This window comes from uncultured Sneathiella sp. (assembly GCF_963976355.1).
In the GTDB taxonomy this organism is placed as follows: domain Bacteria; phylum Pseudomonadota; class Alphaproteobacteria; order Sneathiellales; family Sneathiellaceae; genus Sneathiella.
The window spans coordinates 541,732-568,589 of sequence record NZ_CAXBKA010000002.1; the positions used below are offsets into that span (position 1 = coordinate 541,732).

Consider the following 26,858-nt stretch of genomic DNA (forward strand, 5'->3'; position numbering starts at 1 on the left):
CTAACTCTCCAAAGTATCGGGTAGAAAGTCCGCGAACTGCGCTGCCAATGCGCCGCTCATCACCAGCTTTTTCGCCGCCTCGATATCCGGCGCGAAGAAGCGGTCTTCCTTATAAGGTTCGGCGATCTTTCGAATTTCCGCATGCAGCCTTTCGAGCGGAGCCGAGGTCTGAAGCGGCGCCCGCAGCTCGATTCCCTGCGTGGATGCGAGCAGTTCGATCCCGACAATGGCCGCCGTATTCTCCGCCATGCGGAGGAGCCGCCGCGCGCCATGGGTCGCCATGCTGACATGATCCTCCTGATTGGCGGAGGTCGGGATGCTGTCGACGGAGGCGGGATAGGCCTGCTGCTTGTTCTCGCTCGCAAGTGCGGCCGCCGTCACATGGGCGATCATGAAGCCGGAATTGATCCCGGCGCTTGTCACCAGGAAGGCGGGCAGGCCGCTGATGGAGGTATCAACCAGCATGGCGATGCGCCGTTCCGACATGGAGCCGATTTCGGCAATGGCGAGCGCGAGATTATCGGCGACAAGGGCCACCGGCTCGGCATGGAAATTGCCGCCGGAGATAACCTCGCCGGTTTCGACAAAGACCAGCGGATTATCGGAGACAGAGTTCGCCTCGATGATCAGGACCTTCGCCGCATGACGCATCTGGTCGAGGCAGGCACCCATCACCTGCGGCTGACAGCGCAGGCAGTATGGGTCCTGCACCTTCTCGCAGTCCTCATGGGACTTGCGGATTTCGCTTCCCTCGATCAGCGCACGGTAACTTGCTGCCATTTCCATTTGGCCGATCTGGCCGCGCGCCGCATGAATGCGGGTATCGAAGGGGGCGTCGGTGCCTTTCGCGGCATCGAGGGACAGGCTGCCAGCGAGCGTCGCGGCGGCCAGCAATTTTTCCGCCTCGAACAGGCCGGCAAGGGCCAGCGCGGTCGAGACCTGCGTGCCGTTGAGCAGCGCGAGTCCTTCCTTGGGGCCGAGGGTGAGCGGCGTGATCTTGAGCGCCTTCAGTGTCGCCTCGGCGGGGACGATCTCGCCATCGAAACGGACATTGCCGATGCCCATCAGCGCGGCGGTCATATGGGCGAGGGGCGCAAGATCACCGGAGGCGCCGACGGAGCCTTTCGCCGGGATACAGGGATAGATTTTATGCTCCAGAAAGGCCATCAGGGCATCGATCACGGCCATGCGCACGCCGGAAAAGCCGCGCGCGAGGCTAGCTGCCTTCATCGCCATGAGGAGCCGGACGATGTCATCCTTCAGCAGCGGGCCTGTCCCGGTGGAATGGGAGAGGACGAGGTTCTTCTGCAGCGCTTCCAGCTTGTCTTTTGGGATCACCTCCTGCGCGAGCCGGCCGAAGCCGGTATTGATGCCATAGACCGTGCGGTTCTCATCGACGATTTTCTGAACGGCCGCAGCCCCTTCCGCTACCGTATCGCGGCAGGCCGGATCGAGGGTCAGGTGGCGTTCCCCCTGATAAATCAGGCGCAGTTCATCCAAGGTGAGATGACCAGGGGAGAGGACGAGATTTTTCGGCTCGATAGTCATGAATGACCTCCAAAATATCGTGAATAGAGCGGGTTAGAGCCGATAGCTTGTGTAAGTTCTGAAGGATGATCGATCTCCCAGATGGCGAGATCCGCTTGCTTGCCGACCTCCAGCGTGCCGACCTTCTTGTCAAGACCGAGCGCTGCCGCAGCATTCCGGGTAAAGCCCGCCAGCGCCTCTTCCGGTGTCATGCGGAACAGAACGGCAGCCATGTTCATCATCAGCTGCGGGTTCGTTGTCGGCGAGGAGCCGGGGTTGCAGTCGGTGGCGAGTGCCATCGGTACGCCATGGTCGCGGAACAGCTGGATCGGTGGTTTTTGCGTCTCGCGGAGATAATAGAACGCGCCCGGCAGGATGACGGCGACGGTGCCCGCTTTCGCCATCTCCTTCACGCCCTGTTCGTCGATATACTCCAGATGATCGGCGGACAGCGCCTTGAAATGCGCGGCGAGTTCGGCGCCATGCTGGTTGCTGAGCTGCTCGGCGTGAAGTTTTATCGGCACCCCCAGCCGGTCAGCCACTTTAAAAAGCTGCCGCACCTGTTCTTCCGAGAAGGCGATCTTCTCGCAAAAGGCATCGACCGCATCGACCAGACCCAACGCATGAATTGTCGGCAGCATCTCCTTGATTACCTTCAGCATATAACCGTCGCTGTCGCCGGAGAACTCTTCAGGAAGGGCATGGGCACCGAGGAAGGTTTTGAGGACACGGACCGGATTGATCTCGCCGAGCTGCCTTGCCACCTCCAGCATCTTCATTTCCGACTCCAGATCGAGGCCATAGCCGGATTTAATCTCCACCGTGGTGACACCCGCATCCATCATCGCCTGCAGGCGCGGCTGGCTCTCGGCGGCGAGGTCGCTCTCGCTCGCCTCCCGGGTGGCGCGGACTGTGGACAGGATGCCGCCTCCCTTCGTCGCAATCTCCTCATAGGTCGCGCCGTTCAGCCCCATTTCGAATTCCTGCGCGCGGTTGCCCGCATGGACCAGATGGGTATGGCAATCGATCAGGCCGGGAGTGATCCAGCGGCCTTCGAGGTCGATGACAGACGCGGCATCGCCTGAGAATTCTCCGGCCTGTCCGATGGCGCTGATCTTGTCTCCGGTCAGGGCGAGGGCGTCGGCATCCGCCACCCCGTATGGCTCGCCTCCCGGCGTCATGGTCGCCAGCCGGGCGTTGATGAAAAGCGTATCGCATGTTCTCGTCGCCATCTTTGCCTGCCCTTCATTTTAAATTTGTATATACAAATTATTATGATAGACTCGCCCCTATGATCAAGCATTTTTTTCTGACCTTTTTGTGGCGTGGGGCGGGGCCGTCTCCGGAAAAGCGCGGAACGTAATGAGTAAAAGTCAGGGCCAGGCAGTTACATGAACAATATCAGTGATTTGAAGATGAACCGCGCCGCGCCGCTCTATCAGCAGATCAAGGAATTGATTTTGCAGCGGATACAAAACGGGGACTGGCAGGCGGGCGACCGGGTCCCGACGGAGCATGCCCTGGTGGCCGAACTCGATGCCTCCCGCATGACGATCAACCGCGCGCTTCGGGAACTGACGCAGGAAGGTGTGCTTGTCCGGCGGCAGGGGTCGGGCACCTTCGTCGGGCCGCGCAAGCTGGAATCGGGTCTTCTAGAAATCCGTAATATCGCCGATGATATCGCCAGCCGGGGAAACAGCCATAGCGCCGAGCTGCTCCGCCTTGAGGAGGTGCCGGTCCCGAGCCATGTCGCAAGGCTGATGGCGCACAAGGAAGTGAGCCTCTTTCACTGCCTGATGCTGCATTCGGAGAATGGGGTGCCGCTTCAGCTTGAGGATCGCTATGTCAGCCCGGCGCTCGTGCCGGAGTTCATCCGGCATGATTTTTCAATCGAGACGCCGAGCGGGTTTCTGATCCGGACCACCCCCTACAGCCGCGCCGATCATCGCATCAGCGCTGATATGCCGACAGCGGAGCAACGGCGGCTCCTGCGCCTGCAGGAGGGGGAGGCCGTGCTGACGCTGGAGCGGCATACCTTCATCGGTGAGGATATGATCACGACAGTCCGGCTGTTCCACCCAGGCAGCCGTTTCGCTTTCGGGGGAACCTTTACCGCCGACCGCTAGCGTGCTGCCTCAGGTGTTGGAATCAGGGAAGGAGCTTTTCCGCTTCGCCATGAAATCCTTAAGCGCCTCGTCAATCCCTTCATCAAGGGCCGGGGCCTGATAATCCCGCAGCATCTGCTTCCAGATGGCGTTGGCGCGCGTTGCGGTGTCCTTGCCGCCGTCCGCCTGCCATTGCTCGACCGAATTATTATCGGCAACGCGGGAGCGGTAGAAGGCATCCTCGAAATTGGCCTGGGTATGGGCGCAGCCGAGGAAATGGCCGCCCGGGCCGACCTCGCGCACGGCGTCCATGGCCTGACCGTTCTCGGAAACATCGATGCCACGGGCCAGCACTTCCATCATCGCGCATTGATCGGCGTCCATCACGAATTTTTCGTAAGAAGAACAGAGCCCGCCCTCCAGCCAACCCGCCGCATGGAGCGAGAAGTTGACCCCGGACAGAAGCGTCATCAGCAGGGTCTGCGCACTTTCATAGGCGGCCTGCGCATCCGGCAGTTTCGAGGCCGTGAAGGAGCCGCCGGAGCGGAACGGCAGGTTCAACCGCCGCGAAAGCTCCGCCGCGCCGTTCAAGACGAGGCTGCTTTCCGGGGTGCCAAAGGTCGGCGCGCCGGACTGCATGGAGATGGAACTGACGAAGGTGCCGAAAATCACCGGTGTACCCGGCTTGATGATCTGCGTCAGCGCACAGCCCGCCATCGCCTCGGCCAAAAGCTGCGACAGGGTGCCGGCGCCCGAAACCGGGCTCATCGCGCCGGAGAGGATAAAGGGAGAGACGACGCAGGCCTGATTGTTCGCCGCATAGGTCTTGAGCGCTCCCAGCATGGTCGCATCGAAGGTCATGGGGGAATTGGCGTTGATCAGGTTCAGCATCACGCAGTTATTCTGCACGAACTCTTCCCCGAAGACGAGGGAGGCCATATCGACGCTGTCCTGGGCCCGTTCCGGCGCGGTGACCGAGCCCATGAAAGGCTTGTCGGAGTATTTGATGTGGCTGTAGACCATGTCGAAATGCCGCTTGTTGACGGGCAGGTCGACCGGCTCGCAGACGGTGCCGCCGGAATGATGCATGGCGGGCGCCATATAGGCGAGCTTCACGAAATTCTCGAAATCCTTGAGCGTGCCATAACGGCGGCCCTTGTCGAGGTCATGCACGAAGGGCGGGCCATAGACCGGCGCGAATACCGTATTATTTCCGCCAATCTGGACATTGTTCGCCGAATTGCGCGCATATTGGGTGAACTCGGCCGGGGCGGTCGCGAGCAGCTGGCGGCAGAGGCCTTTCGGGAAATGCACCCGTTCTCCCTGCACATCGGCGCCAACCGACTTCCAGAGCTCAAGCGATTCAGGATCGTCGCGGAAATCAAGGCCGATTTCCTCAAGTATGGTTTCGGCGTTGGCCTCGATGATCTCAAGCGCCTCGTCACTGACCAGATTGGTGACGGGAATATTGCGGCTGATATAGGGGATATGGCGGCTGGCGTTGCTTGCTCTTGCTTCGCGGCGGGCATCGCGCCCCCTGCGGCCGCTCCGGGATGTTGTTGCACTCATGATAACCCTCCAGCTTCACTCACCAGACGAAAGCGCGTCTTTCGATTTCATTAAATCCAAAATTGCATGGGGGACTAGCCAAGGCGCGTCTTTTTGCGGCGTTCTCTGACGAATTCAGAACATTTTTTCATGTCATCCGAAGGCAAAGATTTCCATGGCGGGAAAGGGACAGCGAGCGTCGGAGATCGGTTAGCGATTCCCGGTCGTAATCGCCACGGTAATCCATCGAAGCATTGACGCCTGGTGTCAGGGCACAGGGCAAAGGGGATGGTAGAATGAAATCACATGCGCGGGTAGTAGTCATTGGCGGTGGCGTCGTCGGAGTCAGCACGCTTTACCATCTGACCAAGAAGGGCTGGTCCGATGTGGTCCTGCTGGAACGGACGGAGCTGACGGCCGGATCGACCTGGCATGCGGCGGGCCTGCTTCCGCTCTTCAACATGAGCTATGCCGTCGGACAGATCCATAAATACAGTGTTGATCTCTACAAAAGGCTGGAGGCCGAGACCGGCCAGAATGTCAGCTTCCATGTGACCGGCAACCTCCGTCTGGCGACTAACAAGGAACGCATGGATGAATATCTAAAATATTGTGGGACGGCGAATACCATCGGTGTGCCCTATGAGATCATCACCCCGAAAGAGGTCAAGGAACTCTGGCCCCTTGCCGATGTCGACGGGCTGGTCGGCGCGCTCTACCATCCGGATGACGGCCATATCGCGCCGGTGGACGTGACCAACGCCATGGCCATCGGGGCACGGAACGGCGGCGCGGAGATCAACCGCCACACGGAAGTCCTCTCGATAGAGCAACAGAAGAACGGCGAATGGCTGATCCGCACCAACAAGGGCGACATCACCGCCGAGCATGTGGTGAGCTGCACCGGTAACTATGCGCGGCAGACGCTGTCCATGGTAGGCCTCGATATTCCGGTGATCCCGGTGGAGCATCAATATATCGTTACAGACGAAGTCCCGGAACTGGTCGCGCGCAAGAAGGCGGGCCTGCCCGAAATGGCGGTGCTGCGCGAGAGCGACGCCTCCTATTACCTCCGGGAAGAACGGCAGGGCTATATCCTCGGCCCCTATGAGAAAGGCGCGCCCGCCTGCTTTGTCGATGGCGTCCCGGAGACTTTCGGGCAGGACCTGTTCCCCGGCGACCTGGAGCGCCTGATGCCGCATGTGGAAGCGGCCATTGCGCGCGTGCCGACCTTCGCCGATGCGGGCATCAAGGATATCGTCAACGGGCCCATTGCCTATACGCCGGACGGCAGCCCGATGATCGGCCCGGCATGGGGTCTCAAGAATTTCTGGATGAATGAAGGGCACAGCTTTGGCGTGACGGCGGCCGGCGGTTCCGGCTGGCAGCTCGCTGAATGGATCACCGAGGGCGAGCCCGGCATCGATATGATGGACGTCGATCCGCGCCGGTTCGGTGCCTATGCCACCAAGCCCTATACGAAGATCAAGAATGAAGAATGCTATGAGCATGTCTTCGTCATCCATTACCCGGATGAGGAACGCCCGGCGGGCCGTCCCCTGAAGATGTCCCCCTGTCACGACCGGATGGCCGCCCGCGGCGCTGTCTTCGGCCAGAGATATGGATGGGAGCGGCCCAACTGGTTCGCGCCGGAAGGGGTGGAGCCGAAGGATCAGTGGAGCTTCCGCCGGTCCAACTATTTCGAGCATGTCGGCAATGAAGTGAAGAACATGCGCGAAAATGCCGGGCTGATCGATATCACCAGCTTCTCGAAATTCGAGGTGTCGGGACCGGGGGCCGAAGCCTATCTCGACCGACTCGTCTGTCGCAAGCTGCCGAAGGGGATCGGCCGCATCAACCTCTCCCATGTGCTCAACAAGCGGGGCGGGATCCGCTCCGAATTTACCATCATGCGCGACGGGCCGGAGCAGTTCTATCTCGTCAGTTCCGGCGCGGCGGAACGCTTCGACCATGATTATCTGCTGAAGAACCTGCCGGGTGATGGCTCCGTCAGGCTGGACAATGTCACCACGGCGCATGGCGTGCTGGTGCTGGCGGGTCCGAAATCGCGGGATATCCTGCGCAAGATTACCGATGCGGACCTTTCCAACAACGGCTTCAAATGGCTGACGGGCCAGCATATCACGGTCGGCCTGGCGCCCTGCCGGGCGCTTCGCGTGAATTTTGTCGGTGATCTCGGCTGGGAGCTGCATCACCCGATCGAATACCAGAACCATATCTATGACGCGATCGTCAAGGCGGGGGAGGAATTCGGCCTTGGGATGTGCGGCATGCGCGCCATGGACAGCCTGCGCATGGAGAAGAACTACCGCATGTGGGGGCAGGACCTGACCCGTGAATATACGGTGTTCGAGGCCGGGCTGGAACGCTTCGTTCATCTCGACAAAGGCGATTTCATCGGCCGGGAGGCGCTGATCAAACAGAAGGAGGAGGGCGTGCCGCAATCCTTTGTCTGTCTGGAAGTGCATGACATCAAGGATGCCGACCCGCTGGGCAATGAACCGCTCTATGACATGACGGGTAATATGGTGGGCCGCGCGACCGCGGGGGCCTATGGCCACTTCGTCGAAAAGAGCCTTGCACAGGGCTATATCAAGGCCGGAAATGAGGCGATCGGCACCAAGCTGGAGATTGAAATCCTGGGGACGCGCTATCCCGCAACCGTCATCGAAGAATCGATTTTCGATCCCGAAAATGAACGGTTGAGAGCCTGAAATTACCGGACCCTGTTTTAAATTCGTCAAAAGTGTCGCAGGAAAATTATTCGATGTCTGGACGGGGATAGTTTTCAGGCCCCGCCTATATGACACTTTTACGACATAGCTTCGTTTATTTTATTAGTCAGTGGAGCATTCGATGGAAGAAGAAGATATTGATCTCTCGGCCCTGGATGACGGCGAACTCGTCGAACAGATGCATGATGATCTATACGACGGACTGGCGGACGAAATTTGCGAAGGGGTGAATATCCTGCTGGAACGCGGATGGGAGCCCTACAGGGTTTTGACCGATGCGCTGGTCGAGGGCATGCGCATTGTCGGGATCGATTTCCGCGATGGCATCCTGTTCGTGCCGGAAGTTCTGCTGGCGGCAAACTCGATGAAGGCGGGCATGGCGATCCTGAAGCCGCTGCTCGCGGAGACGGACGCACCGAAGGCCGGCAAGATGGTCATCGGCACCGTAAAGGGCGATATTCACGACATCGGCAAGAACCTCGTCATCATGATGATGGAGGGCGCCGGGTTCGAGGTGATCGACCTCGGTATCAACAACCCGGTCGAAAAATATCTCGAGGCGCTGGAAGAACATAAGCCGGATATCATCGGCATGTCGGCGCTGCTCACCACCACCATGCCCTACATGAAGGTCGTTATCGACACCATGAAGGAAAAGGGCATCCGCGACGATTACATCGTAATGGTCGGCGGCGCGCCGCTCAATGAGGAGTTCGCCGACAGCGTCGGTGCCGATGCCTACGGGCGGGATGCCGCGATGACAGTGGAGATCGCCCAGAAAATGGTCGCGGAACGACGCGCGGCCTGACCGGTCACAGCGGGGAGCGTGATATGACAATTGCGCTGGAAAAAACGCTTCTGATTGCCTGCGGTGCGCTGGCCGAGGAAACGCTCGCTGTGATCCGTGCCAACGGCTGGGACCATATCGAGGTGACTTGCCTGCCCGCCAAGCTGCACAACCGGCCCGCGTTGATCCCGGAGGAGATGCGCCGCAAGATCCGGGACAACCGCGACCGTTTTGAAACCATCCTCGCGCTTTATGGCGACTGCGGGACCGGTGGTCAGCTCGACAAAGTGCTGACGGAAGAGGGGGTCGAGCGGATCGCGGGCGCCCATTGCTATGAATTCTTCACCGGCACGGCGGTTTTCGATGCCCTGCAGGAGGCAGAGGTCGGCACCTTCTATCTCACCGATTTCCTCGCCCGGCATTTCGAGAAGCTGACGATCGAGGGGCTCGGTATCGACAGGCACCCGGAACTTCTGCCGCTCTATTTCGGCAACTACACACGGCTTGTGTACATATCGCAACAGGAAGACCCGGCATTGCAGGAAAAGGCGAAGGCGGCGGCGGAACGGCTGTCGCTTGCCTACGAATACCGCTTTACCGGCCTCACGGGTCTTCAGGACTTTCTCACGCGCAAAGCAGGTTAGGAGACATCTTGGCACAGCTCAGCATTCTATACTGGCGGGACATTCCCTCGCAGATTGTCGTCAAGCAGGGCCGGAGCAATGCGAAAATCATGCTCTCCGACCGGTTTCAGGAGGCCATCGACGTTGCCGCGATGCGCGACAAGGCGCATGAGAGCGATGCCTATCTCGACGGCTGGCGGCGCGGCGAGGCCGAGACCGTGGAGGGCGACATCGAGGCCGTCGCGGCGGCGCGGGCCTTCGAGATTGAAACCGCCTATGATGCGACGCGGCTGCGCAGTCTCGTCGTCAGCGGCGGACGGGAGGGGGTATAGATGGCAAAATCCGCCTATCAGGCGTCTGATACGAACCCCATCACCCGGACAAGCGCCTTTTACACGGTGCGGCAATGGTCGGTCCGCCATTCGCGCGGACTGGAGCGCATCTACCAGATGCTGGCGGCGGTGTTCCTCAAATTGCATCCCGTCTGGAAGGCTATCGGCTATCGCCGGGTTGAAAAGCCGGTTGTTGTCGTCGAGAAGACGGTCAAAAGCTTCCTGTTTGATTGCCGGATGTGCGGGCAATGCGTGCTCAGCGATACCGGTATGTCCTGCCCGATGAACTGCCCCAAATCCCTGCGCAACGGCCCCTGCGGTGGTGTGCGGGCGAACGGCAATTGCGAGGTGGAACCGGATATGCCCTGTGTCTGGGTGCAGGCCTGGAAAGGCAGCCGGAACATGCAGGCAGGAGATAATATCCTGCAGGTTCAGCCGCCGGTGGATCATTCCTGGCGCGGTTCCTCCGCCTGGCTCCGGGCTACCGCCAAATCTGCAGAGGAACAGGCAGCCCTCAAGGAAGGAGCCGGCTTATGACCGCCAGCGCGTCCGAAGATATCAGCGCCCCGCTGCCGCCGTTGCCGGGCCATACCTCCCGCGGGCGGCTGGAGCGGGTCCTGCGTGCCGGGGAATTCGCCGTCACCGCCGAGCTTAACCCGCCGGACAGCGCCGATCCGAACGAGGTGTTCGAGCGCGGCGCCATTTTCGATGGCTGGGTCGACGGTATCAACGCGACCGACGGATCGGGCGCCAACTGCCATATGTCGTCGGTTAGTATCTGTGCCTTGCTGACCCGGGTCGGCTATTCGCCGATCATGCAGATTTCCTGCCGCGATCATAACCGCATCGCCATTCAGGGGAATGTGCTCGGCGCCGCCGCCATGGGGGTGAACAATATCCTCTGCCTCACCGGCGACGGGGTGCAGGCAGGGGATCAGCCGGGCGCCAAGCCGGTGTTCGATCTCGATTGCATGTCCTTGCTCCGGACGATCCGCCAGATGCGCGATGAGGGGCGGTTCCTGTCGGGCCGCAAGATCACCTTTCCGCCGCAGGTATTTCTGGGCGCGGCCATCAATCCCTTCGCGCCGCCCTATGATTTCCGGCCCTATCGCCTTGCCAAGAAAATCGATGCCGGGGCGCAGTTCGTGCAGTCGCAATATTGTTTCGATATCCCGATGCTGGAACGGTATATGGAGCAGGTGCGCGACATGGGGCTGGATGAAAAATGCTTCATCATGATCGGCGTCGGTCCGCTGGCCTCTGCCCGTGCGGCGAAATGGATCCGCAGCAATGTACCCGGCATTCATATTCCCGACGCCATCATCGACCGTCTGGAAAGCGCCGAGGACCAGAAGCTCGAAGGCAAGAAAATCTGCATCGAGATGCTTCAGCAGGTGCATGAAATGAAAGGGGTTTCTGGCGCCCATGTAATGGCCTACCGGCAGGAGGAGCTGGTGGCGGAGATTGTCTATGAGTCCGGCGTTCTCAAGGACCGCAAGCCCTGGAAGCGCGAGAGCAACCCCGATTTCGAGGCGGTCACCGATGCCGTTGAAACCGTCCGCGAACAGATCAATACGCCCATCGATCCGGCAGAAGTGGTCGCTGCCGTTTCTGAGGAACAGTAAGTCGGTCCTGAGCAAGAGAAAAGGCCTCTGGACCGTTTAATAAAATTGAAGTAACAACCGGCGAAAGCCCCGTATTCAAGGTATGGCAATATGACTGACACCCTCATTTCCTCCGCGACCAAGGAAGTTATCATCGGGTTCGATCGACCTTTCGTAATTATCGGGGAGCGGATCAACCCGACGGGGCGGAAACTGCTGGCCGAGGAGATGAAGAACGGCGATTACAGCCGGGTCGAATCCGATGCTCTCGCGCAGGTGGCGGCGGGCGCCCATATGCTGGACGTGAATGCCGGTATCCCGCTCGCCGATGAGCCGCGCATCCTCGCCGAGACTGTCAAGCTGGTCCAGAGCCTGACAGATGTGCCGCTCTCCATCGACAGTTCCATCGTCGCAGCCCTTGAATCCGGGCTTTCCGTCTATCAGGGCAAGGCCCTCGTCAACTCCGTGACCGGTGAGGAAGACCGGCTGGAAACCGTGCTGCCGCTGGTCAAGAAGCACGGGGCGGCCGTTGTCGCCATTTCCAACGACGAAAGCGGTATTTCCGAAGACCCGAACGTCCGGTTCGAGGTGGCGAAGAAGATTGTCGAACGGGCGCAGGATTACGGCATTTCACCGGCCGATGTCGTGGTCGACCCGCTGGTCATGCCGGTTGGCGCACTCAATGACGCAGGGCGGCAGGTGATGACCCTGGTGCGCCGCCTGCGCGAGGAGTTGAAGGTCAACACCACCTGCGGTGCCTCTAACTTCAGCTTCGGCCTTCCCAACCGTCATGGTATGAATGCGGCCTTTCTCTCCATGGCGATCGGAGCCGGTATGACCTCTGCCATTACCAACCCGCTGCATGAACCCGAAATGGCCGCCGTCAAGGGCGCCAATGTGGTCATGGGCCATGATCCGAACTGTGTCAACTGGATCAAGACCTTCCGTGAACCGGCCGCCGAGGGCAGCGATGAGGCGCGCCGTGCCAGCCGCCGCCGCAGACGCAATGCCTGATCGTTTTCTGAAACAGGAAAAGGCGCATCTGGTCGCCTTCATGCCGTCCGGTAAACGGGGACGCTTTCCGGATGGCACGCCGGTGCTGGAGGCGGCTCGTGTTCTGGGTGTCGATATTGACAGCGTGTGTGGCGGGCGCGGTATCTGCGGGCGCTGCCAGGTGGATGTCACCGTTGGCAAATTCTCCAAACACGGGGTGGTCAGCGAGGAAGGGTCGCTGTCACCGTTTAACGAGGTCGAGCAGAAATACAAGGACCGCCGCCCGCTGAAGGACGGCCGCCGGCTCAGCTGTCAATCGCTGCTGCACGGCGATGTCGTGATCGATGTGCCCGCGACCAGCCAGGTTCACAAGCAGGTCGTCGTCAAGCAGGCGGATGACCGCAAGATCGAGATGGACCCGGCGATCCGCCTGCATTTCGTGCAGGTGCTGGAACCGGACATGCATAATCCCACCGGCGATTTCGAGCGGCTCTGCTATGCGCTGAAACAGCAATGGGGCCTTGATAATCTCGAATGCGACCTTCGCACTTTGCAGGCATTGCAAAAGACGCTGAGGGCTGGCAACTGGAATGTTACCGTGGCGGTGCATCGCGGCACCCGGATCACGAAAATCTGGCCCGGTTTCAATAACCAGGCCTATGGCATTGCGGTTGATGTCGGTTCAACGACCATCGCCATGCATCTGTGCGATCTGTCGACCGGCGCGGTCATTGCGTCGTCGGGCATGATGAACCCGCAGATCCGTTACGGCGAGGATCTGATGAGCCGGGTGTCCTATGTGATGATGAATCCGGGCGGAGAGTTGCTGCTGACCGAGGCGGTGCGCGGTGGCATCAATGACCTGATCGGGGAAGTGACGGCAAAGGCGGAGGTCGATCCGGATGATATCCTGAACGCGGTATTCGTCGGTAATCCGATCATGCATCATCTGCTGCTCGGGATCGATCCGACGGAGCTCGGCGGTGCGCCCTTCGCGCTGACAACCAATTCAGGGATGATTGTCTGGGCGAGCGAGGTCGGCATGATCTCCAACCCCGATTGCCGCGCCTATTTCCTGCCCTGCATCGCCGGACATGTCGGGGCGGATACGGCGGCGGTTATCCTGTCCGAAGCACCGCACTTGCAGGAACAGATGACCCTGATCATTGATGTCGGCACCAATGCGGAAATTGTTCTTGGCAATAACGAGCGGCTGCTCGCGGCCTCGTCCCCGACAGGTCCGGCATTTGAGGGCGCGCAGATTTCCTGCGGTCAGCGGGCGGCGGCGGGCGCGATCGAGCGGGTTCGGATTGATCCCGAGACGCTGGAGCCGCGCTACAAGGTGATCGGCTCCGACCTCTGGTCCGACGAAGAGGGGTTTGAGGCGGCAACGAAGAAATCCGGCATTACCGGCATCTGCGGCTCCGGTATCATCGAGGTGATCGCCGAGATGTATCTTGCGGGCATTTTGAGTTCCGATGGGGTGATTGACGGCGCGATGGCGGCAAAAAGCTCGCGGATTGTCGCCGATGGCCGGACCTACTCTTACGTTATTCGCGACGGTGAGAGCGAGATCAAGATTTACCAGACAGATGTCCGGGCGATCCAGCTGGCCAAGGCCGCACTCTATGCCGGGGCGAAACTGCTGATGGACCGGCTTGGGCTGGAAGCGGTAGACCGTATCCAGCTTACCGGCGCCTTCGGCAGCCATATCGACACCAAATATGCGATGATTCTCGGCATGATTCCCGATTGCGCCCTGGAGGATGTTCAGGCCGTTGGCAATGCGGCGGGCGTCGGCGCGCGGATTGCGCTTCTCAACAATGCGGCCCGTGACGAGATCGAGGAGCTGGTAAAAACGGTCGAGAAGGTCGAAACGGCGGTGGAGCCGAAGTTCCAGCAGTATTTCGTCGAAGCCATGGCCATACCGCACAAGACGGCGGGTTATCCCAATCTGGCAAAAGCGGTCAAGCTGCCGGCGCCCAAGGTTCTGTCGGATGGCGGCGGGGAGGGCGGCCGCCGCCGGAGGCGCCGCGCATAAGATCAGTGACGGATGCGCCGCTCGTCACTCGGGGTGCGGCCAAAATGCTCCCGATGGCATTTCGAGAAATGCGACGCCGAGACAAACCCGCAGGCAAGCGCCACCTCGATAATCGGCAGGCTGGTCTGGGTCAGAAGGTAGCGCGCGCGATCGAGCCGGAGACCGAGATAATAGCGCGTCGGCGAGTGGTCGAGGTATTTCTGGAAAAGCCGTTCCAATTGCCGGGTCGACAGCCCGACATTGGTCGCAAGATCGCTGCAGCTTAGGGGTTCCTCAAGGTTATCTTCCATACAGGCAATGGCCGCCAGCAGTTTGGGGTGCGAAATACCGAGGCGGGCGCGAAGCTCCATGCGCTGACGTTCCGTGCCCTCGCGAATACGGTGATAGATAAGCTGGTCGGCGACGGCGAGGGCCAGTTCCTGCGTCGTCTGCTTGGCGATCAGGCTCAGCATCATGTCAAGGGCGGCGGTTCCGCCCGCGCAGGTGTAGCGGTTGCGGTCAATCTCGAACAGCTCGGAGGTGATGTCGAGATCAGGGAAATCCTCGATGAAGCCGGAGAGATTCTCCCAGTGAATGGTGCAGCGGTAGCCCTTCAGCAGCCCGGCCTTCGCCAGAACATGGGACCCGGTGCAAATGGCGCCGAGGCTGGATCCGTGAGACGACAACCGCCGCAGGTTGGATAGTATCTGTGGGCTGGTATGGTTCTGGATATTGATGCCGCCGCAGGTGAAAACCGTCGGCAGTGCGGGCATGTCGGTAATGGCGCCCTGCACGGAAAACTCGATTCCGGCCGAGCTGACTGCCGGTTTGCCGTCAATCGAAAAGCATTCCCAGCTGTACAGCGTCTCACCGCTGAGGCGATTCGCCAGTCGCAGCGGTTCTACGGCAGAAATAAAGGCAAGCGATGAGAATTCGGGCAGCAGACAGAAGCCAATTCTGAATTTTGCTGCCCCGGTATCCGTTTTACTGTTCAAATTGTGACTTCCAGCAAAAATCCCTGAATGCGTGACGCTACTTCACATGGCAAAAAAGACAAACATTTTTTTGCGGCGGTCCGCACAAAAATGCTGCATTCAAGCACTAAGCGGGAAGCTAGAAAAGCCCGACGATATCGCCTTCTTCGTTTACATCGATGGCGTTGGCCGCCGGGACTCTCGGCAGGCCCGGCATCGTCATAATATTGCCGCAGACTGCGACCACAAACTCCGCGCCGCTCGCGATCCGGATTTCCCGGATGGGCACCACATGGTTGCTGGGCGCGCCTTTCAGGTTGGGATCGGTGGAGAAGCTGTACTGCGTCTTGGCGATGCAGACCGGATAATGGCCGAAACCGCTGTCCTGAAGTTCCTTGAACTGGTCGCGGACTTTTTTGTCGGCGATAATGCCCTGCGCCCCGTAGAGATTCTGGGCGACGGTCCGGACCTTGTCCCAGAGTGGCATCTCGTCTTCATAGAGCGGGGCATAGTTGCCGCCATTCTGATCGAGCTTTGCAACAACAGCCTCGGCCAGTTCTTCCGCACCGGCGCCGCCATTGCCCCAGTGATCCGATTCAATCGCATCGACGCCGAGTTCGGCGCAGATTTGCCGGACCTGATCGACTTCCGCCCGGGTATCGGCGGAAAATTTATTGATGGCAACGACAACGGGAAGTCCGAATTTCTTCAGATTCTCGACATGGCGGGCGAGATTCTCGCCGCCTTTCGTGACCGCCTTGACATTCTCCGCCTTGAGATCCTCCTTCGCGACGCCGCCATGCATCTTGAGGGCGCGGATGGTGGCGACCACTACGGCGATCTCCGGCTTCAGCCCGGCCTTGCGGCATTTGATATCGAGGAACTTCTCGGCGCCAAGGTCTGCACCGAACCCGGCTTCGGTTACCACATAATCGGCCAGCTTCAGCGCCGTTTTCGTCGCCAGCACGGAGTTGCAGCCATGGGCGATATTGGCGAACGGCCCGCCATGGATAAAGGCGGGATTGTTCTCAAGCGTCTGCACAAGATTGGGCTGGAACGCGTCCTTCAGCAGCACGGTCATCGCCCCATGGGCATTCAGATCCTTGGCATAGACCGGCTTCTTCTCCCGCGTATAGCCGACAATGATATTGCCAAGACGGCGCTTGAGGTCGTCAAGATCGGTGGCGAGGCAGAAGATCGCCATGACTTCCGATGCCACCGTAATATCGAAATGATCCTCCCGCGGGAAGCCGTCGGCGATGCCGCCCAGACTGTTGACGATATTGCGCAGCGCCCGGTCATTCATATCCATCACGCGCCGCCAGATGATGCGCCGCTCATCCAGACCAAGCTCATTGCCCCAGTAGATATGGTTGTCCACCATCGCTGCCAGCAGGTTGTTGGCAACGCCGATGGCGTGGAAGTCCCCGGTGAAATGCAGGTTGATGTCGGTCATCGGCACGACTTGCGCATAGCCGCCACCCGCAGCCCCGCCCTTCATCCCGAAACAGGGACCGAGAGAGGGTTCACGCAAACAGATGATGGTTTTCTTACCGATGCGGTTCAGCCCGTCACCCAGCCCAACGGTCGTTGTTGTCTTGCCTTCGCCGGCCGGGGTCGGGGTCATGGCGGTGACAAGGATCAGCTTGCCGTCCGGCCTGTCCTTCAGGGTCTTGATGTATTCCAGGGAAAGTTTAGCCTTGTAATGACCATAGGGCTCAAGGTTATCGCTGTCGATACCGAGGCTGTTGCTGGCAACATCTGCAATCCGCTTCATCGTGGCGGCCTGTGCAATTTCAATATCGCTTTTGGGATTAGTATGCTGGTCTGTCATTTTACTCCGTGCTCCCCCTGAAAGGCCGCTGCCATTTATTGTTCAGCGCCAGCCCTCACAGTGGCTGTCAGGCCTTTTTGGGGCTATTCATAATGCGACACAAAATCTCCAACATGCGGACTGCGGCCGGGTTATGGGGAATGTCGCGAATATTCTACTAAATGACCGTTTGCGACGGATATATCTGTCGTTAAACTGTCATGGTCCCGAAAGTCAGGACCGAGCAAGGAAGTTTGATGGTGAAATATTCGATCTTCACGATTGCGCGCAATGCGTTGAGCAGCCATAAGAACTGGCCGCAGCAATGGCGCAGCCCGGAGCCGAAGCCGGAATATGAGGTGATCATTATCGGCGGTGGCGGCCATGGGCTCGCAACGGCTTACTATCTTGCAAAAGAGCATGGGGTGCGCAATATCGCCGTGCTGGAAAAAGGCTGGCTCGGCGGCGGCAACACGGCGCGCAATACGACGATTGTCCGCTCCAATTACCTGTGGGATGAAAGCGCCGCGATTTACGAAAAATCCCTCCAGCTCTGGGAAGGGCTGTCGCAGGAGATCAACTACAACGTCATGCTGAGCCAGCGCGGCGTCATGAACCTTGCCCATAGTCTTGGCGATGTCCGCGAAGGGGTGCGCCGGGTCAATGCGAACCGCCTGAACGGCGTCGATGCGGAATGGCTGGATGCGGACGGGGTGAAGGCGTTCTGTCCGATCATCAATATCTCCAAGGAAGCGCGCCACCCGGTCCTGGGCGCAACCTTGCAGCGGCGCGGTGGCGTTGCCCGGCATGACAGCGTCGCCTGGGGCTATGCGCGGGCGGCGGATGCGCTCGGCGTCGACATTATCCAGAATTGCGAGGTGACCGGTATCAAGCGCGAAGGCGGCAAGGTCACCGGTGTGGAGACCACGCGGGGCGACATCGCGACGAAGAAAATCGGCGTGGTCGCGGCGGGGCACAGCTCGGTCATTGCAGAGATGGCGGGCATCCGCCTGCCGGTTACCAGCCATCCGCTCCAGGCGCTTGTCTCTGAACCGATCAAGCCGGTCATCGACTGCGTTGTCATGTCGGGCGCGGTGCATGTATATGTCAGCCAGTCGGACAAGGGCGAACTGGTGATGGGCGCCGGAATCGACAGCTTCAATTCCTACGCCCAGCGCGGCAGCTTCCATGTGATCGAGCATCAGCTCGGCGCCTGTCTGGAATTGTTTCCGATTTTCAGCCGGGTGCGCATGATGCGGAGCTGGGGCGGTATTGTCGATACCTGCCCGGACGCGTCTCCGATCCTCTCCGGCACCTCTGTGGAAGGGCTTTACTTCAATTGCGGCTGGGGCACAGGCGGGTTCAAGGCGACGCCGGGGTCGGGCTGGTGTTTCGCCCATACGCTCGCAAAGGACGCGCCACATGTCCTCAACATGCCGTTCAGCCTGTCCCGCTTCGAGAGCGGGGCGCTCATCGATGAACATGGCGCCGCCGGCGTTGCACATTAGGAGGGGAAGAAATGCTGAATATCGAATGCCCCTGGTGCGGCAAGCGACATGAAACGGAATTCCGCTACGGCGGAGAGGCGCATATCGTGCGGCCGAAAGATTCCTACAGCCTCGATGATACGGCATGGGCGGAGTTTCTCTTTATGCGGAAAAACACGAAGGGATACTTTGCGGAACGCTGGCTGCACACCCATGGCTGCCGCCGCTGGTTCAACGTCATCCGCAATACGGTCACCCATGAAATCGTCGGGTCCTACGAGATGGGCGGCACAGCGCCGAGCCCGGCGGGCGACAAATCATGACGGGCCGTTTCCGCACCGCCTCCGGCGGTCGTATCGACCGGAGCAAGGCGCTTCGTTTCACCTTCAACGGAGTAAGCTATACGGGATTTGACGGCGATACGCTGGCCTCCGCCTTGCTCGCCAATGGCGTTCACCTGCTCGGCCGCAGCTTCAAGTACCACCGGCCCCGCGGCATTGTCGCGACGGGCGCGGAAGAGCCCAATTCCATGGTCCAGCTTGGAGAGGGCGCGACGACCGAGCCGAATATCCGGGCAACGCAGATATCGCTCTATGACGGGCTGGCTGCGAGCAGCGTGAATGTCTGGCCGAGCGTCAATTTCGATATCAGCGCGGTCAACGGCCTGTTTGCCAAGATCATGACGGCGGGGTTCTATAACAAGACCTTCATGTGGCCGCGCTCCATGTGGATGAAACTCTATGAGCCGGTGATCCGCCGCGCGGCAGGCTGGGGCAAGGCGCCGACGTCGGGCGATCCGGATATCTATGATCATATGCATCTGCATACGGATGTGATGATCGTCGGCGGCGGACCTGCGGGCCTCATGGCGGCCTTGGCGGCCGGGCGGGCCGGGGCGCGGGTCCTGCTGGTGGATGAACAGAGCGAGTTCGGCGGCAGCCTGCTGTCGCAGAATATCCAAATCGCCGCCAAGGACGGGGCGGACTGGATCGCGGCGGCGATTGAGGAACTGAACGCCATGCCGGACGTCACCCTGCTGTCGCGGTCGACGACATTCGGCTATTACGATCACAACTATCTCTGCGTGCTGGAACAGAAAACCGACCATTTGCCGGCATCTGAGCGCAAGGGCAAGGTGCGCCAGCGCGTCTGGCATGTCCGCGCGGGCCATGTGGTGCTGGCGACTGGCGCCCATGAACGGCCGCTGGTCTTCGCCGATAATGACCGGCCGGGCATCATGCTCGCCGGGGCGATCGGCACCTATGTGAACCGCTATGGCGTCTTGCCGGGGCGGAAAATGGTGCTGTTCACCAATAACGACAGCGCCTATGCCGCCGCGCTCGACCTGAAAGCAGCAGGCGGTGAGGTGGTGGCGATTATCGATTACCGGACCGGTGTTAGCGGCGCTCTTGTGGAGCAGGCGCGCGAGCAGGGGATCGAGATTCTGGAAGGTCATGCCATTACTGGCACGAAAGGCGGCAAGCGGGTGCGCGCGGTGGAAGTCCGGTCCATCCAGAAGGGCGCAAAAGTCTATACCTCTGCCGCGCGGGAGATAGAGTGCGATCTCGTCGCCATGTCCGGCGGCTGGAGCCCGGTCGTGCATCTGTTCAGTCAGTCGCAGGGCAAGCTGGAGTATGACGATGAAAAAGCCTGCTTCCTGCCCGGCAAAGCACTGCAGAAACTGGAGGTTGCCGGGGCGCTTGCCGGTCAGTTTACCTTAAAAGACTGTCTGGCGGGGGGATACAAGGCCGGGGCCGATGCGGCGCGGGCGACCGGCTTTACGCCGAAACGCAAACCGGCCGCGCCGGAAATAGACGAGCCCGAGGCACTGGCGATAGAGCCGTACTGGATTGTGCCGGGCGCGCGTCCGGTCGGCGAGGGGATGGCCAAGCATTTTGTGGATCTGCAGAATGACACCACCGCGGCGGATATAGAGCTCGCGGTGCGCGAAGGATTTGAATCGGTCGAACATATCAAGCGCTATACGCTGACGGGCTTCGGCACTGACCAGGGGAAAACATCCAATATCAATGCACTTGCGATCCTGTCGGGTATCTTGGACAAGCCGATCCCGAAAGTCGGCACGACCACCTTCCGCCCGCCCTACACGCCCGTTTCCTACGGCGCGCTTGCCGGACGCAACCTCGGCGACTGGTCCGATCCGGTGCGCGTGACCAGCATTCATGACTGGCATGTGGAGAATGGCGCACTGTTTGAGAATGTCGGCCAGTGGAAACGCCCCTGGTACTTCCCGAAAGCAGGGGAAACGATGCAGGACGCCCTCAATCGGGAGTGCCGTGCGGTACGGAACGGTGTCGGGGTGCTGGATGCATCGACATTGGGGAAAATCGACATTCGCGGAAAAGATGCGGCCGAATTCCTCAATCGTATCTATACGAATGCCTGGGTAAAGCTCGGTATCGGACGGGTGCGCTATGGCCTGATGTGCCATGAAGACGGCATGGTCTTCGATGACGGCACGACGGCGCGGCTTAGCGATGACCGCTTCCTGATGACGACCACCACCGGCGGTGCCGCCGGGGTTCTCGACTGGTTGGAAGAATATCTGCAGACGGAATGGCCGGAGCTTGAGGTCTATTGCACCTCCGTCACCGAGCAATGGGCGACTGTCTCCATTACCGGGCCTAAAGCGGGCGCCTTGCTCGCCAAGATCGCCCCGCAAATGGACTTATCTCACGAGAATTTCCCGTTCCTCTCCTTCAAGGAAGGAGTTGTGGCCGGGATTGATGCACGCGTCTTCCGGATCAGCTTCACGGGCGAACTCACCTATGAGATCAACGTGCCCTGGACCTGCGGCCTCGCGCTCTGGAAGGCGGTGATGGCGGCGGGGGAGGAATTCGGGATCACGCCCTACGGCACCGAAACGATGCATATCCTCCGCGCCGAAAAGGGTTTCATTATCGTCGGGCAGGAGACGGACGGCACCACCACGCCGCAGGATCTCGGCATGGACTGGATCGTCTCCAAGAAGAAGCCCGATTTTGTCGGCAACCGCTCCTTCACCCGGAGCGACACGGCGCGACCAGACCGCAAACAGCTTGTCGGACTGCTGACCGATAAACCCGATGACATCCTGCCCGAAGGGGCGCAGCTGGTATTTGATCCGAATGCGGCCAAGCCGATGCCCATGGTCGGTCATGTGACATCGAGCTATCACAGCGCCACCCTTGGCCGGTCGATTGCGCTTGCGCTCGTCAAGGGCGGTCATAACCGCAAGGGGGAGAAGATTTTCGCGCCGCTTGAGGACAAGACCGTGACGGCGGAAATTGTCGATCCGGTATTTTACGATAAGGAAGGGGAGCGGTTGAATGGCTGACAATGCTTTTTGGGTAACCCCCGCCGCCGCGATTTCCGGCAGCTTTCCGGATGGTTTGCGGGAACTGGCGCCAACGGGACAGGTCAATCTTCGCGGCAAGCCGGGCGAGGCGGCCTTCACCGCCGGGGTCAAGTCCGTCCTCGGTCTTGATCCGCCGACGGAACCGAACAGGGTGGCCACGGGGAAGGACTGCAAAGCCCTCTGGTTGGCACCGGATGAATGGCTGATCGTTGGCAACAGGGACACCGGCGAGCTGGTAGCGGCGCTTGAGGAGGCGCTTTCCGGGCTGTATGTCGCCATCAACGATGTGAGTGCGAATCGCACGATTTTCGCGCTTGAAGGGCTGCACAGCCATCAGGTGCTCATGAAAAGTTCGGAGGTCGATTTTCATCCCCGCGTCTTTGCGCCCGGCGACTGTGTCCAGACTCTGATTGCGAAATCCCAGGCCATTGTCGAGCAGGTGGCGCCGGAGACATTCCATATCTATGTGCGCGCCTCCTTCAGCCGTTATGTCGGCGGCTGGCTGGCGGGCGCCCTTGAGGAATATACCGTTCGCACCTGAGTGTGACGTGTTTTGTTGATTTGCCCGGAAATTTTGCGGAAAAATGTGGAGTCGGGCCGGGACTGCTGCTATGTAGGGCCTTCCTGACATCACGCAAATCGGAAACCCATGTCCAAAGCCTTTCAGACGCCGGCCCCTGTCACAGGGGACCTCGCCGACCTGACGCAATTCACCTGTTCTCTTGCCGAGGCGGCGGCGTCCGTAACCCGGCCCTATTTCCGCAAGCCCATTGATATCATCCAGAAGCTCGATAATTCCCCGGTTACGATTGCCGACCGCGAGTGCGAGACGCGCATTCGCAGCCTGATCACGGAGCGTTTTCCGGATCACGGCATTCTCGGGGAGGAGCATGGCTTCGACGGAGCGGAGCAGTCGGAAATCTGGGTGATCGATCCCATTGACGGCACCAAGAGCTTCATCTCCGGCCTGCCGCTTTACGGAACCCTGCTTGCCTATGTGAAGGACGGGGGTGTGCGCATCGGCGCGATCTCCATGCCGGAGCTTGAGGAATTCTGGATCGGGATTGAGGGGCAGGGATGCTTTTTCAACGGCGCGCCCTGCCGGGTGAGCGAATGCCGGTCGCTTGAGAATGCGATCCTGATGACCACGGCGCTTGAGTATTTTTCGCCGGGCAACCGCGAGAAATTTGCGGTGCTTCGTGAAAAATCCCGTATCCGCCGCTATGGTGGCGATTGTTACATATACGCCATGGTGGCGTCCGGCTTTGCCGACCTCGCCGTGGAAACCGGATTGCAGACCTATGATTATATGGCGCTGGTCCCGGTGGTCGAACAGGCCGGCGGCGTCATCACCGACTGGTCGGGCAAGCGTCCGGATTTTGACTCGGACGGGACAATCGTGGCGGCAGCGACACAAGAACTCCATCAGCAGGCACTTGAGATTCTGAATAGTTAGGCTAGGCTGGTTTCCGACATTATCGCAAGGGGGAAAGGCATGGATGCGCGTTCGGTAAAGACTGTGGTGGATGCCCGCAGTATCATTGAGGAAAGAGACCTTTCTTTCGTGAAGGTCGGTGTCTTCGACATTGACGGGGTGCTGCGCGGAAAATATCTCAGCAAGGACAAGTTTTTCAACATTCTGGAGACCGGCTTCGGCTTTTGCGATGTCGTGCTCGGCTGGGATGTGGAAGACCAGCTCTATGACACCGACAGCTATACCGGCTGGTCCAACGGCTATGCGGACGCCAAGGTCGTTCCCATCATTGACAGCTGCCGGGAGCTCCCGCTCGAAGATAACATGCTGTTTTTCCAGCTTGAATTCGGCGACCGGGCGGCCGGTGTCTGTCCGCGACAGACCCTGAAACGGGTGATCAAGCGGGCGGCCGACATGGGCATCAAGGCGACGGCGGCCTGCGAGTTCGAGTTTTTCCTCTTCAATGAAACACCGCAGTCCATCCGCGACAAGAACTACCGGGACCTCGTGCCCTTTACCCCCGGAAATTTTGGTTATTCCATGCTGCGCGCATCGGTCGAGCACAGTTTCTATGAACAGCTTCTCGCCATGTGCGAAGAGATGGACATCGGGATCGAGGGGCTGCATACGGAGACCGGCCCCGGCGTGCTGGAGGCGGCGATCGGCTATGACGATGCCCTGAGCGCGGCGGACAAGGGCGCGCTGTTCAAGACCTACACCAAGATCCTTGCCCAGCAGAATGACGTGATGGCGACTTTCATGGCGAAATGGTCCAGGGATGTCCCGGGCCAGAGCGGGCATATCCATCTCTCCCTGAAGGACAAGGACGGCAAGGGCCTCTTTTTCGATGCGGGCAAGGAAGACAATATCAGCGATACCATGCGCTATTTCATCGGCGGTCAGCAGAAGCTGATGCCGGAACTGCTGGCGATGATCGCGCCGACCGTGAACAGCTACACGCGGATGATCCCGGGTTTCTGGGCCCCGACGGAAGCAAGCTGGGGCGTCGAGAACCGGACCTGTGCGCTTCGGGCGATTCCGGGTTCGGAACATTCCCAGCGGGTCGAATACCGGATCGCGGCGGCGGATATCAATCCGCATATCGCCATTGCGGCGGCGCTCGGCTCAGGCCTCTGGGGGATCGAGAATAAGATCGAGCCGACCGCGGGCGTCAAGGGCAATGCCTATACGCAGGATTTCCCGAAAAAGCTGGCACTGCCGAAAACCCTCTGGGAGGCGGCGCAGGCGCTCAAAAAATCAAAACCGGCGAGAGAGTTGTTCGGCGACGCCTTTGTCGATCATTATGTTGTGACACGCGAATGGGAGGAACGGGAGTTCCGCAAGGCGATCACCGACTGGGAATTACAGCGGTATTTCGAGATTATCTAGGTCCTGATCCGGATTTCAGCGGCAGCATCAGAAGCGGTAGTTCGCGGGTTTCCTCAACCTCCGAGCGGCACCAGCCTGTCTGCCGTGCGCCCATGCGGCGATAGAAGTCAAGGGCATTGGGGTCGGCCTCAATCCGGAGTTTGTCATAACCAAGAAGCGCCGCCCGCTCGGCCACAGCCCGGATCAGGGCCCGGCCATAGCCTTTGCCCATATGCAGCGGAGAGACATAGAGAAGCTGAAGCTCCGCCTCGTCCGGCTCGAAGGAAGTAAAGGCGAAAGCAGCCGGTGCCCCATTCTCCTCGATCACGCCGCTTTCCCATTCGGCGATCATCCGCGGGGTGACGGTCAGCACGGCTTCGCAGCCCCGCATGAACTCATCGGAATATCCCCAGAAAGCCTTGGAGGTGAGGGCGAGCTCGGTAAGGGTCGGACAATCGGTCTCAATCGCGGCTCTGATCTTCGGCGGTGACATATACCTTAAAATGCTCCTATCATGGGGACAGTCTCCTTATCCTCTTCTCCGGGATCGGAATAATTGCTGTTTACTATCGACCGACATCTACCACATCCGGTTCAGAACCAGCTTCGCGAACAGATTATCGCAGGCATCCTGAACGGGCAACTGACCCCGGGCACAAAAATGCCCTCCAGCCGGAAACTGGCCGATGACCTCGGGATATCGCGGGCGACCGTGATGATTGTCTATGACAAGCTGGTGGAAGGCGATTTTCTCATCTCCGTTCCGCGCTCCGGCTACCGGGTCGGCGATGTTGCCGCGACGTCTGGCCCTAAGCCTCCCGCGTCCCATAATGAGAGGTCGGCGGCCTTTCCGGTGGCGTGGGACAGGCTGATCGATACCCGGATTGCTTCCCAGCGAAACATCGTCAAGCCCGCCGACTGGCAGGAATATCCCTATCCCTTCGTCTATGGCCAGCCCGATGCCAGCCTCTTTCCGCTGCCGGCGTGGCGGGAATGTTCGCGTCAGGCGATGAGCCGCCACGCCATGAGGGACTGGGCGAATGATGCGGTGACGGCGGACGATCCGGAGCTTGTCCTGCAAATCCGCAGCAAGCTGCTTCCGAGGCGCGGCATCTATGCGTCGGAGGAGGAAATACTCATTACCCTGGGCGCACAGAACGGGCTTTACCTGATCGCGGCGGCGCTGATGCGGCCGGGGGTTCATGTCGGGATTGAAGATCCGGGCTATCCCGACGCCCGCAATATTTTTGAGCATTGCGGCGCGACTCTGCATCCCCTGCCGGTTGATGAAGGCGGCGTTATGGTTTCGGAAATCCCCAATCAGGCGCAGATCCTCTTTGTAACGCCAAGCCATCAGTATCCGACAACGGTGACGCTCAGCCCGGCGCGGCGAAAAGCCCTGCTCGCGGCGGCCTCGCAAAATGATCAGCTGATCATCGAGGACGACTTCGAGAGCGATACGAATTACACCGGCCAGCCGGTGCCGGCGCTCAAATCGGAGGACCGGGACGGGCGCGTCCTCTATACAGGCAGCCTGTCGAAGTCGATGTTTCCCGGTCTGCGCCTCGGCTATATCGTCGCGCCTAAGCCCCTGATCCGGGAAATGCGGGCTTTGCGCCGCCTGATGCTACGCCATGCGCCCAGCAACAACCAGCGGACCACCGCGCTTTTCATCGCGCAGGGCTATCATCTCGCCTATATCGCCAAGCTTCACAAGGCCTATGGGGAGCGGTGGCGGAAAATGGCGGCGGGGCTTGAGAAATACCTGCCCGGCATGGCGACGGCGCCGAGTTTCGGTGGCACCAGTTTCTGGGTGAAGGGACCTGAGGGCACCGATTGCGACACCCTCGCGGCCCGTGCGCTGAAGGAGGGGATCGTGCTTGAGCCCGGAGCGGTGCATTTCATGGCACCGGAGAGGGGAGAGCGCTACTTCCGTCTCGGCTTCTCCTCTATCGCGACCGAGCGGATCGACGATGGCTTGAAACGGCTCTCAACGCTGCTTACAGGTTGAGAGAGGCGAACTGGTAGATATGAATGAAGGAAACTGGTACTATCTCTCTTCATTGGAATACCTTACCTAAAACAGGCA

At 59.9% G+C, this 26,858-nt stretch carries 22 protein-coding genes; 16 read left to right on the top strand and 6 right to left on the bottom strand.

Going from position 1 to position 26,858, the window contains the following annotated elements; genetic code table 11:
* Together hutH and hutI are read right to left on the bottom strand one after the other, a co-directional pair.
* Entirely contained in the window at positions 1–1,548 is a 1,548-nt protein-coding gene (gene hutH, locus AAC599_RS06310) for a histidine ammonia-lyase (protein WP_340149559.1), read from the bottom strand.
* A complete protein-coding gene (gene hutI, locus AAC599_RS06315; RefSeq protein WP_340149560.1) occupies positions 1,545–2,759 on the bottom strand; it encodes an imidazolonepropionase in 1,215 nt (404 codons plus the stop codon). The genes hutH and hutI overlap by 4 nt, the downstream gene beginning before the upstream one ends.
* A 159-nt stretch (positions 2,760–2,918) precedes the next feature.
* Here hutI and hutC point away from each other — a divergent pair, with 159 nt between their 5' ends.
* On the top strand, positions 2,919–3,653 hold the full coding sequence (gene hutC, locus AAC599_RS06320; protein WP_340149561.1) for a histidine utilization repressor: 735 nt from the start codon (positions 2,919–2,921) through the stop codon (positions 3,651–3,653).
* Between the two features lie 9 nt (positions 3,654–3,662).
* On the opposite strand, the gene AAC599_RS06325 is transcribed toward hutC, so the two are convergent.
* Positions 3,663–5,201 carry a trimethylamine methyltransferase family protein gene (locus AAC599_RS06325; protein WP_340149562.1) on the bottom strand — a complete coding sequence of 513 codons (1,539 nt, stop codon included), beginning with the start codon at positions 5,199–5,201 and terminating at the stop codon, positions 3,663–3,665.
* Positions 5,202–5,476: 275 nt separating this feature from the next.
* Between AAC599_RS06325 and AAC599_RS06330 the strand changes: the two genes are divergently transcribed.
* The 8 genes from AAC599_RS06330 to AAC599_RS06365 all read left to right on the top strand — a co-directional run bounded on the left by AAC599_RS06330 (position 5,477) and on the right by AAC599_RS06365 (position 14,316).
* Complete coding sequence (locus AAC599_RS06330) at positions 5,477–7,915, top strand: FAD-dependent oxidoreductase (RefSeq protein WP_340149563.1); 2,439 nt, start codon at positions 5,477–5,479, stop codon at positions 7,913–7,915.
* A gap of 142 nt (positions 7,916–8,057) precedes the next feature.
* Complete coding sequence (locus tag AAC599_RS06335) at positions 8,058–8,744, top strand: B12-binding domain-containing protein (protein WP_340149564.1); 687 nt, start codon at positions 8,058–8,060, stop codon at positions 8,742–8,744.
* 23 nt (positions 8,745–8,767) lie between these two features.
* Positions 8,768–9,367, top strand: a complete 600-nt coding sequence (locus AAC599_RS06340; RefSeq protein ID WP_340149565.1) for a DUF1638 domain-containing protein — start codon at positions 8,768–8,770, stop codon at positions 9,365–9,367.
* A gap of 8 nt (positions 9,368–9,375) precedes the next feature.
* On the top strand, positions 9,376–9,678 hold the full coding sequence (locus AAC599_RS06345) for a virulence factor (protein ID WP_340149566.1): 303 nt from the start codon (positions 9,376–9,378) through the stop codon (positions 9,676–9,678).
* Complete coding sequence (locus tag AAC599_RS06350) at positions 9,679–10,215, top strand: methylenetetrahydrofolate reductase C-terminal domain-containing protein (RefSeq protein ID WP_340149567.1); 537 nt, start codon at positions 9,679–9,681, stop codon at positions 10,213–10,215.
* Complete coding sequence (locus AAC599_RS06355) at positions 10,212–11,303, top strand: methylenetetrahydrofolate reductase (RefSeq protein ID WP_340149568.1); 1,092 nt, start codon at positions 10,212–10,214, stop codon at positions 11,301–11,303. Before AAC599_RS06350 ends, AAC599_RS06355 begins: the two co-directional genes overlap by 4 nt.
* Positions 11,304–11,393: 90 nt before the next feature.
* A complete protein-coding gene (locus tag AAC599_RS06360) occupies positions 11,394–12,296 on the top strand; it encodes a methyltetrahydrofolate cobalamin methyltransferase (RefSeq protein ID WP_340149569.1) in 903 nt (300 codons plus the stop codon).
* Positions 12,289–14,316 carry an ASKHA domain-containing protein gene (locus AAC599_RS06365; protein WP_340149570.1) on the top strand — a complete coding sequence of 676 codons (2,028 nt, stop codon included), beginning with the start codon at positions 12,289–12,291 and terminating at the stop codon, positions 14,314–14,316. Before AAC599_RS06360 ends, AAC599_RS06365 begins: the two co-directional genes overlap by 8 nt.
* A gap of 2 nt (positions 14,317–14,318) precedes the next feature.
* Here the strand turns inward: AAC599_RS06365 and AAC599_RS06370 are convergent, their stop codons facing one another.
* The gene (locus AAC599_RS06370; RefSeq protein WP_340149571.1) at positions 14,319–15,290 is read right to left on the bottom strand and encodes a GlxA family transcriptional regulator; all 972 of its coding nucleotides are present in this window, start codon (positions 15,288–15,290) and stop codon (positions 14,319–14,321) included.
* Between the two features lie 118 nt (positions 15,291–15,408).
* Positions 15,409–17,103, bottom strand: a complete 1,695-nt coding sequence (locus tag AAC599_RS06375; protein WP_340149572.1) for a formate--tetrahydrofolate ligase — start codon at positions 17,101–17,103, stop codon at positions 15,409–15,411.
* Between the two features lie 236 nt (positions 17,104–17,339).
* On the opposite strand from AAC599_RS06375, the gene AAC599_RS06380 reads away from it, so the two are divergent.
* From AAC599_RS06380 to AAC599_RS06405, 6 genes are all read left to right on the top strand, one after another.
* Positions 17,340–18,590 carry a sarcosine oxidase subunit beta family protein gene (locus AAC599_RS06380; protein ID WP_340149573.1) on the top strand — a complete coding sequence of 417 codons (1,251 nt, stop codon included), beginning with the start codon at positions 17,340–17,342 and terminating at the stop codon, positions 18,588–18,590.
* An 11-nt stretch (positions 18,591–18,601) separates the two neighbouring features.
* Entirely contained in the window at positions 18,602–18,892 is a 291-nt protein-coding gene (locus tag AAC599_RS06385) for a sarcosine oxidase subunit delta (RefSeq protein ID WP_340149574.1), read from the top strand.
* A complete protein-coding gene (locus AAC599_RS06390; RefSeq protein ID WP_340149575.1) occupies positions 18,889–21,906 on the top strand; it encodes a sarcosine oxidase subunit alpha in 3,018 nt (1,005 codons plus the stop codon). The genes AAC599_RS06385 and AAC599_RS06390 overlap by 4 nt, the downstream gene beginning before the upstream one ends.
* On the top strand, positions 21,899–22,468 hold the full coding sequence (locus AAC599_RS06395) for a sarcosine oxidase subunit gamma family protein (RefSeq protein WP_340149576.1): 570 nt from the start codon (positions 21,899–21,901) through the stop codon (positions 22,466–22,468). The genes AAC599_RS06390 and AAC599_RS06395 overlap by 8 nt, the downstream gene beginning before the upstream one ends.
* Positions 22,469–22,576: 108 nt before the next feature.
* Positions 22,577–23,383 (top strand): histidinol-phosphatase, encoded by an 807-nt coding sequence (hisN, locus tag AAC599_RS06400; RefSeq protein WP_340149577.1) that lies wholly within the window; start codon positions 22,577–22,579, stop codon positions 23,381–23,383.
* A gap of 39 nt (positions 23,384–23,422) precedes the next feature.
* The gene (locus tag AAC599_RS06405; protein ID WP_340149578.1) at positions 23,423–24,790 is read left to right on the top strand and encodes a hypothetical protein; all 1,368 of its coding nucleotides are present in this window, start codon (positions 23,423–23,425) and stop codon (positions 24,788–24,790) included.
* Here the strand turns inward: AAC599_RS06405 and AAC599_RS06410 are convergent.
* A complete protein-coding gene (locus AAC599_RS06410) occupies positions 24,783–25,262 on the bottom strand; it encodes a GNAT family N-acetyltransferase (RefSeq protein WP_340149579.1) in 480 nt (159 codons plus the stop codon). The genes AAC599_RS06405 and AAC599_RS06410 overlap by 8 nt on opposite strands.
* A gap of 63 nt (positions 25,263–25,325) precedes the next feature.
* Here AAC599_RS06410 and AAC599_RS06415 point away from each other — a divergent pair, with 63 nt between their 5' ends.
* Positions 25,326–26,780, top strand: a complete 1,455-nt coding sequence (locus tag AAC599_RS06415) for a PLP-dependent aminotransferase family protein (protein WP_340149580.1) — start codon at positions 25,326–25,328, stop codon at positions 26,778–26,780.
* The last annotated feature ends 78 nt before the right edge of the window (positions 26,781–26,858 follow it).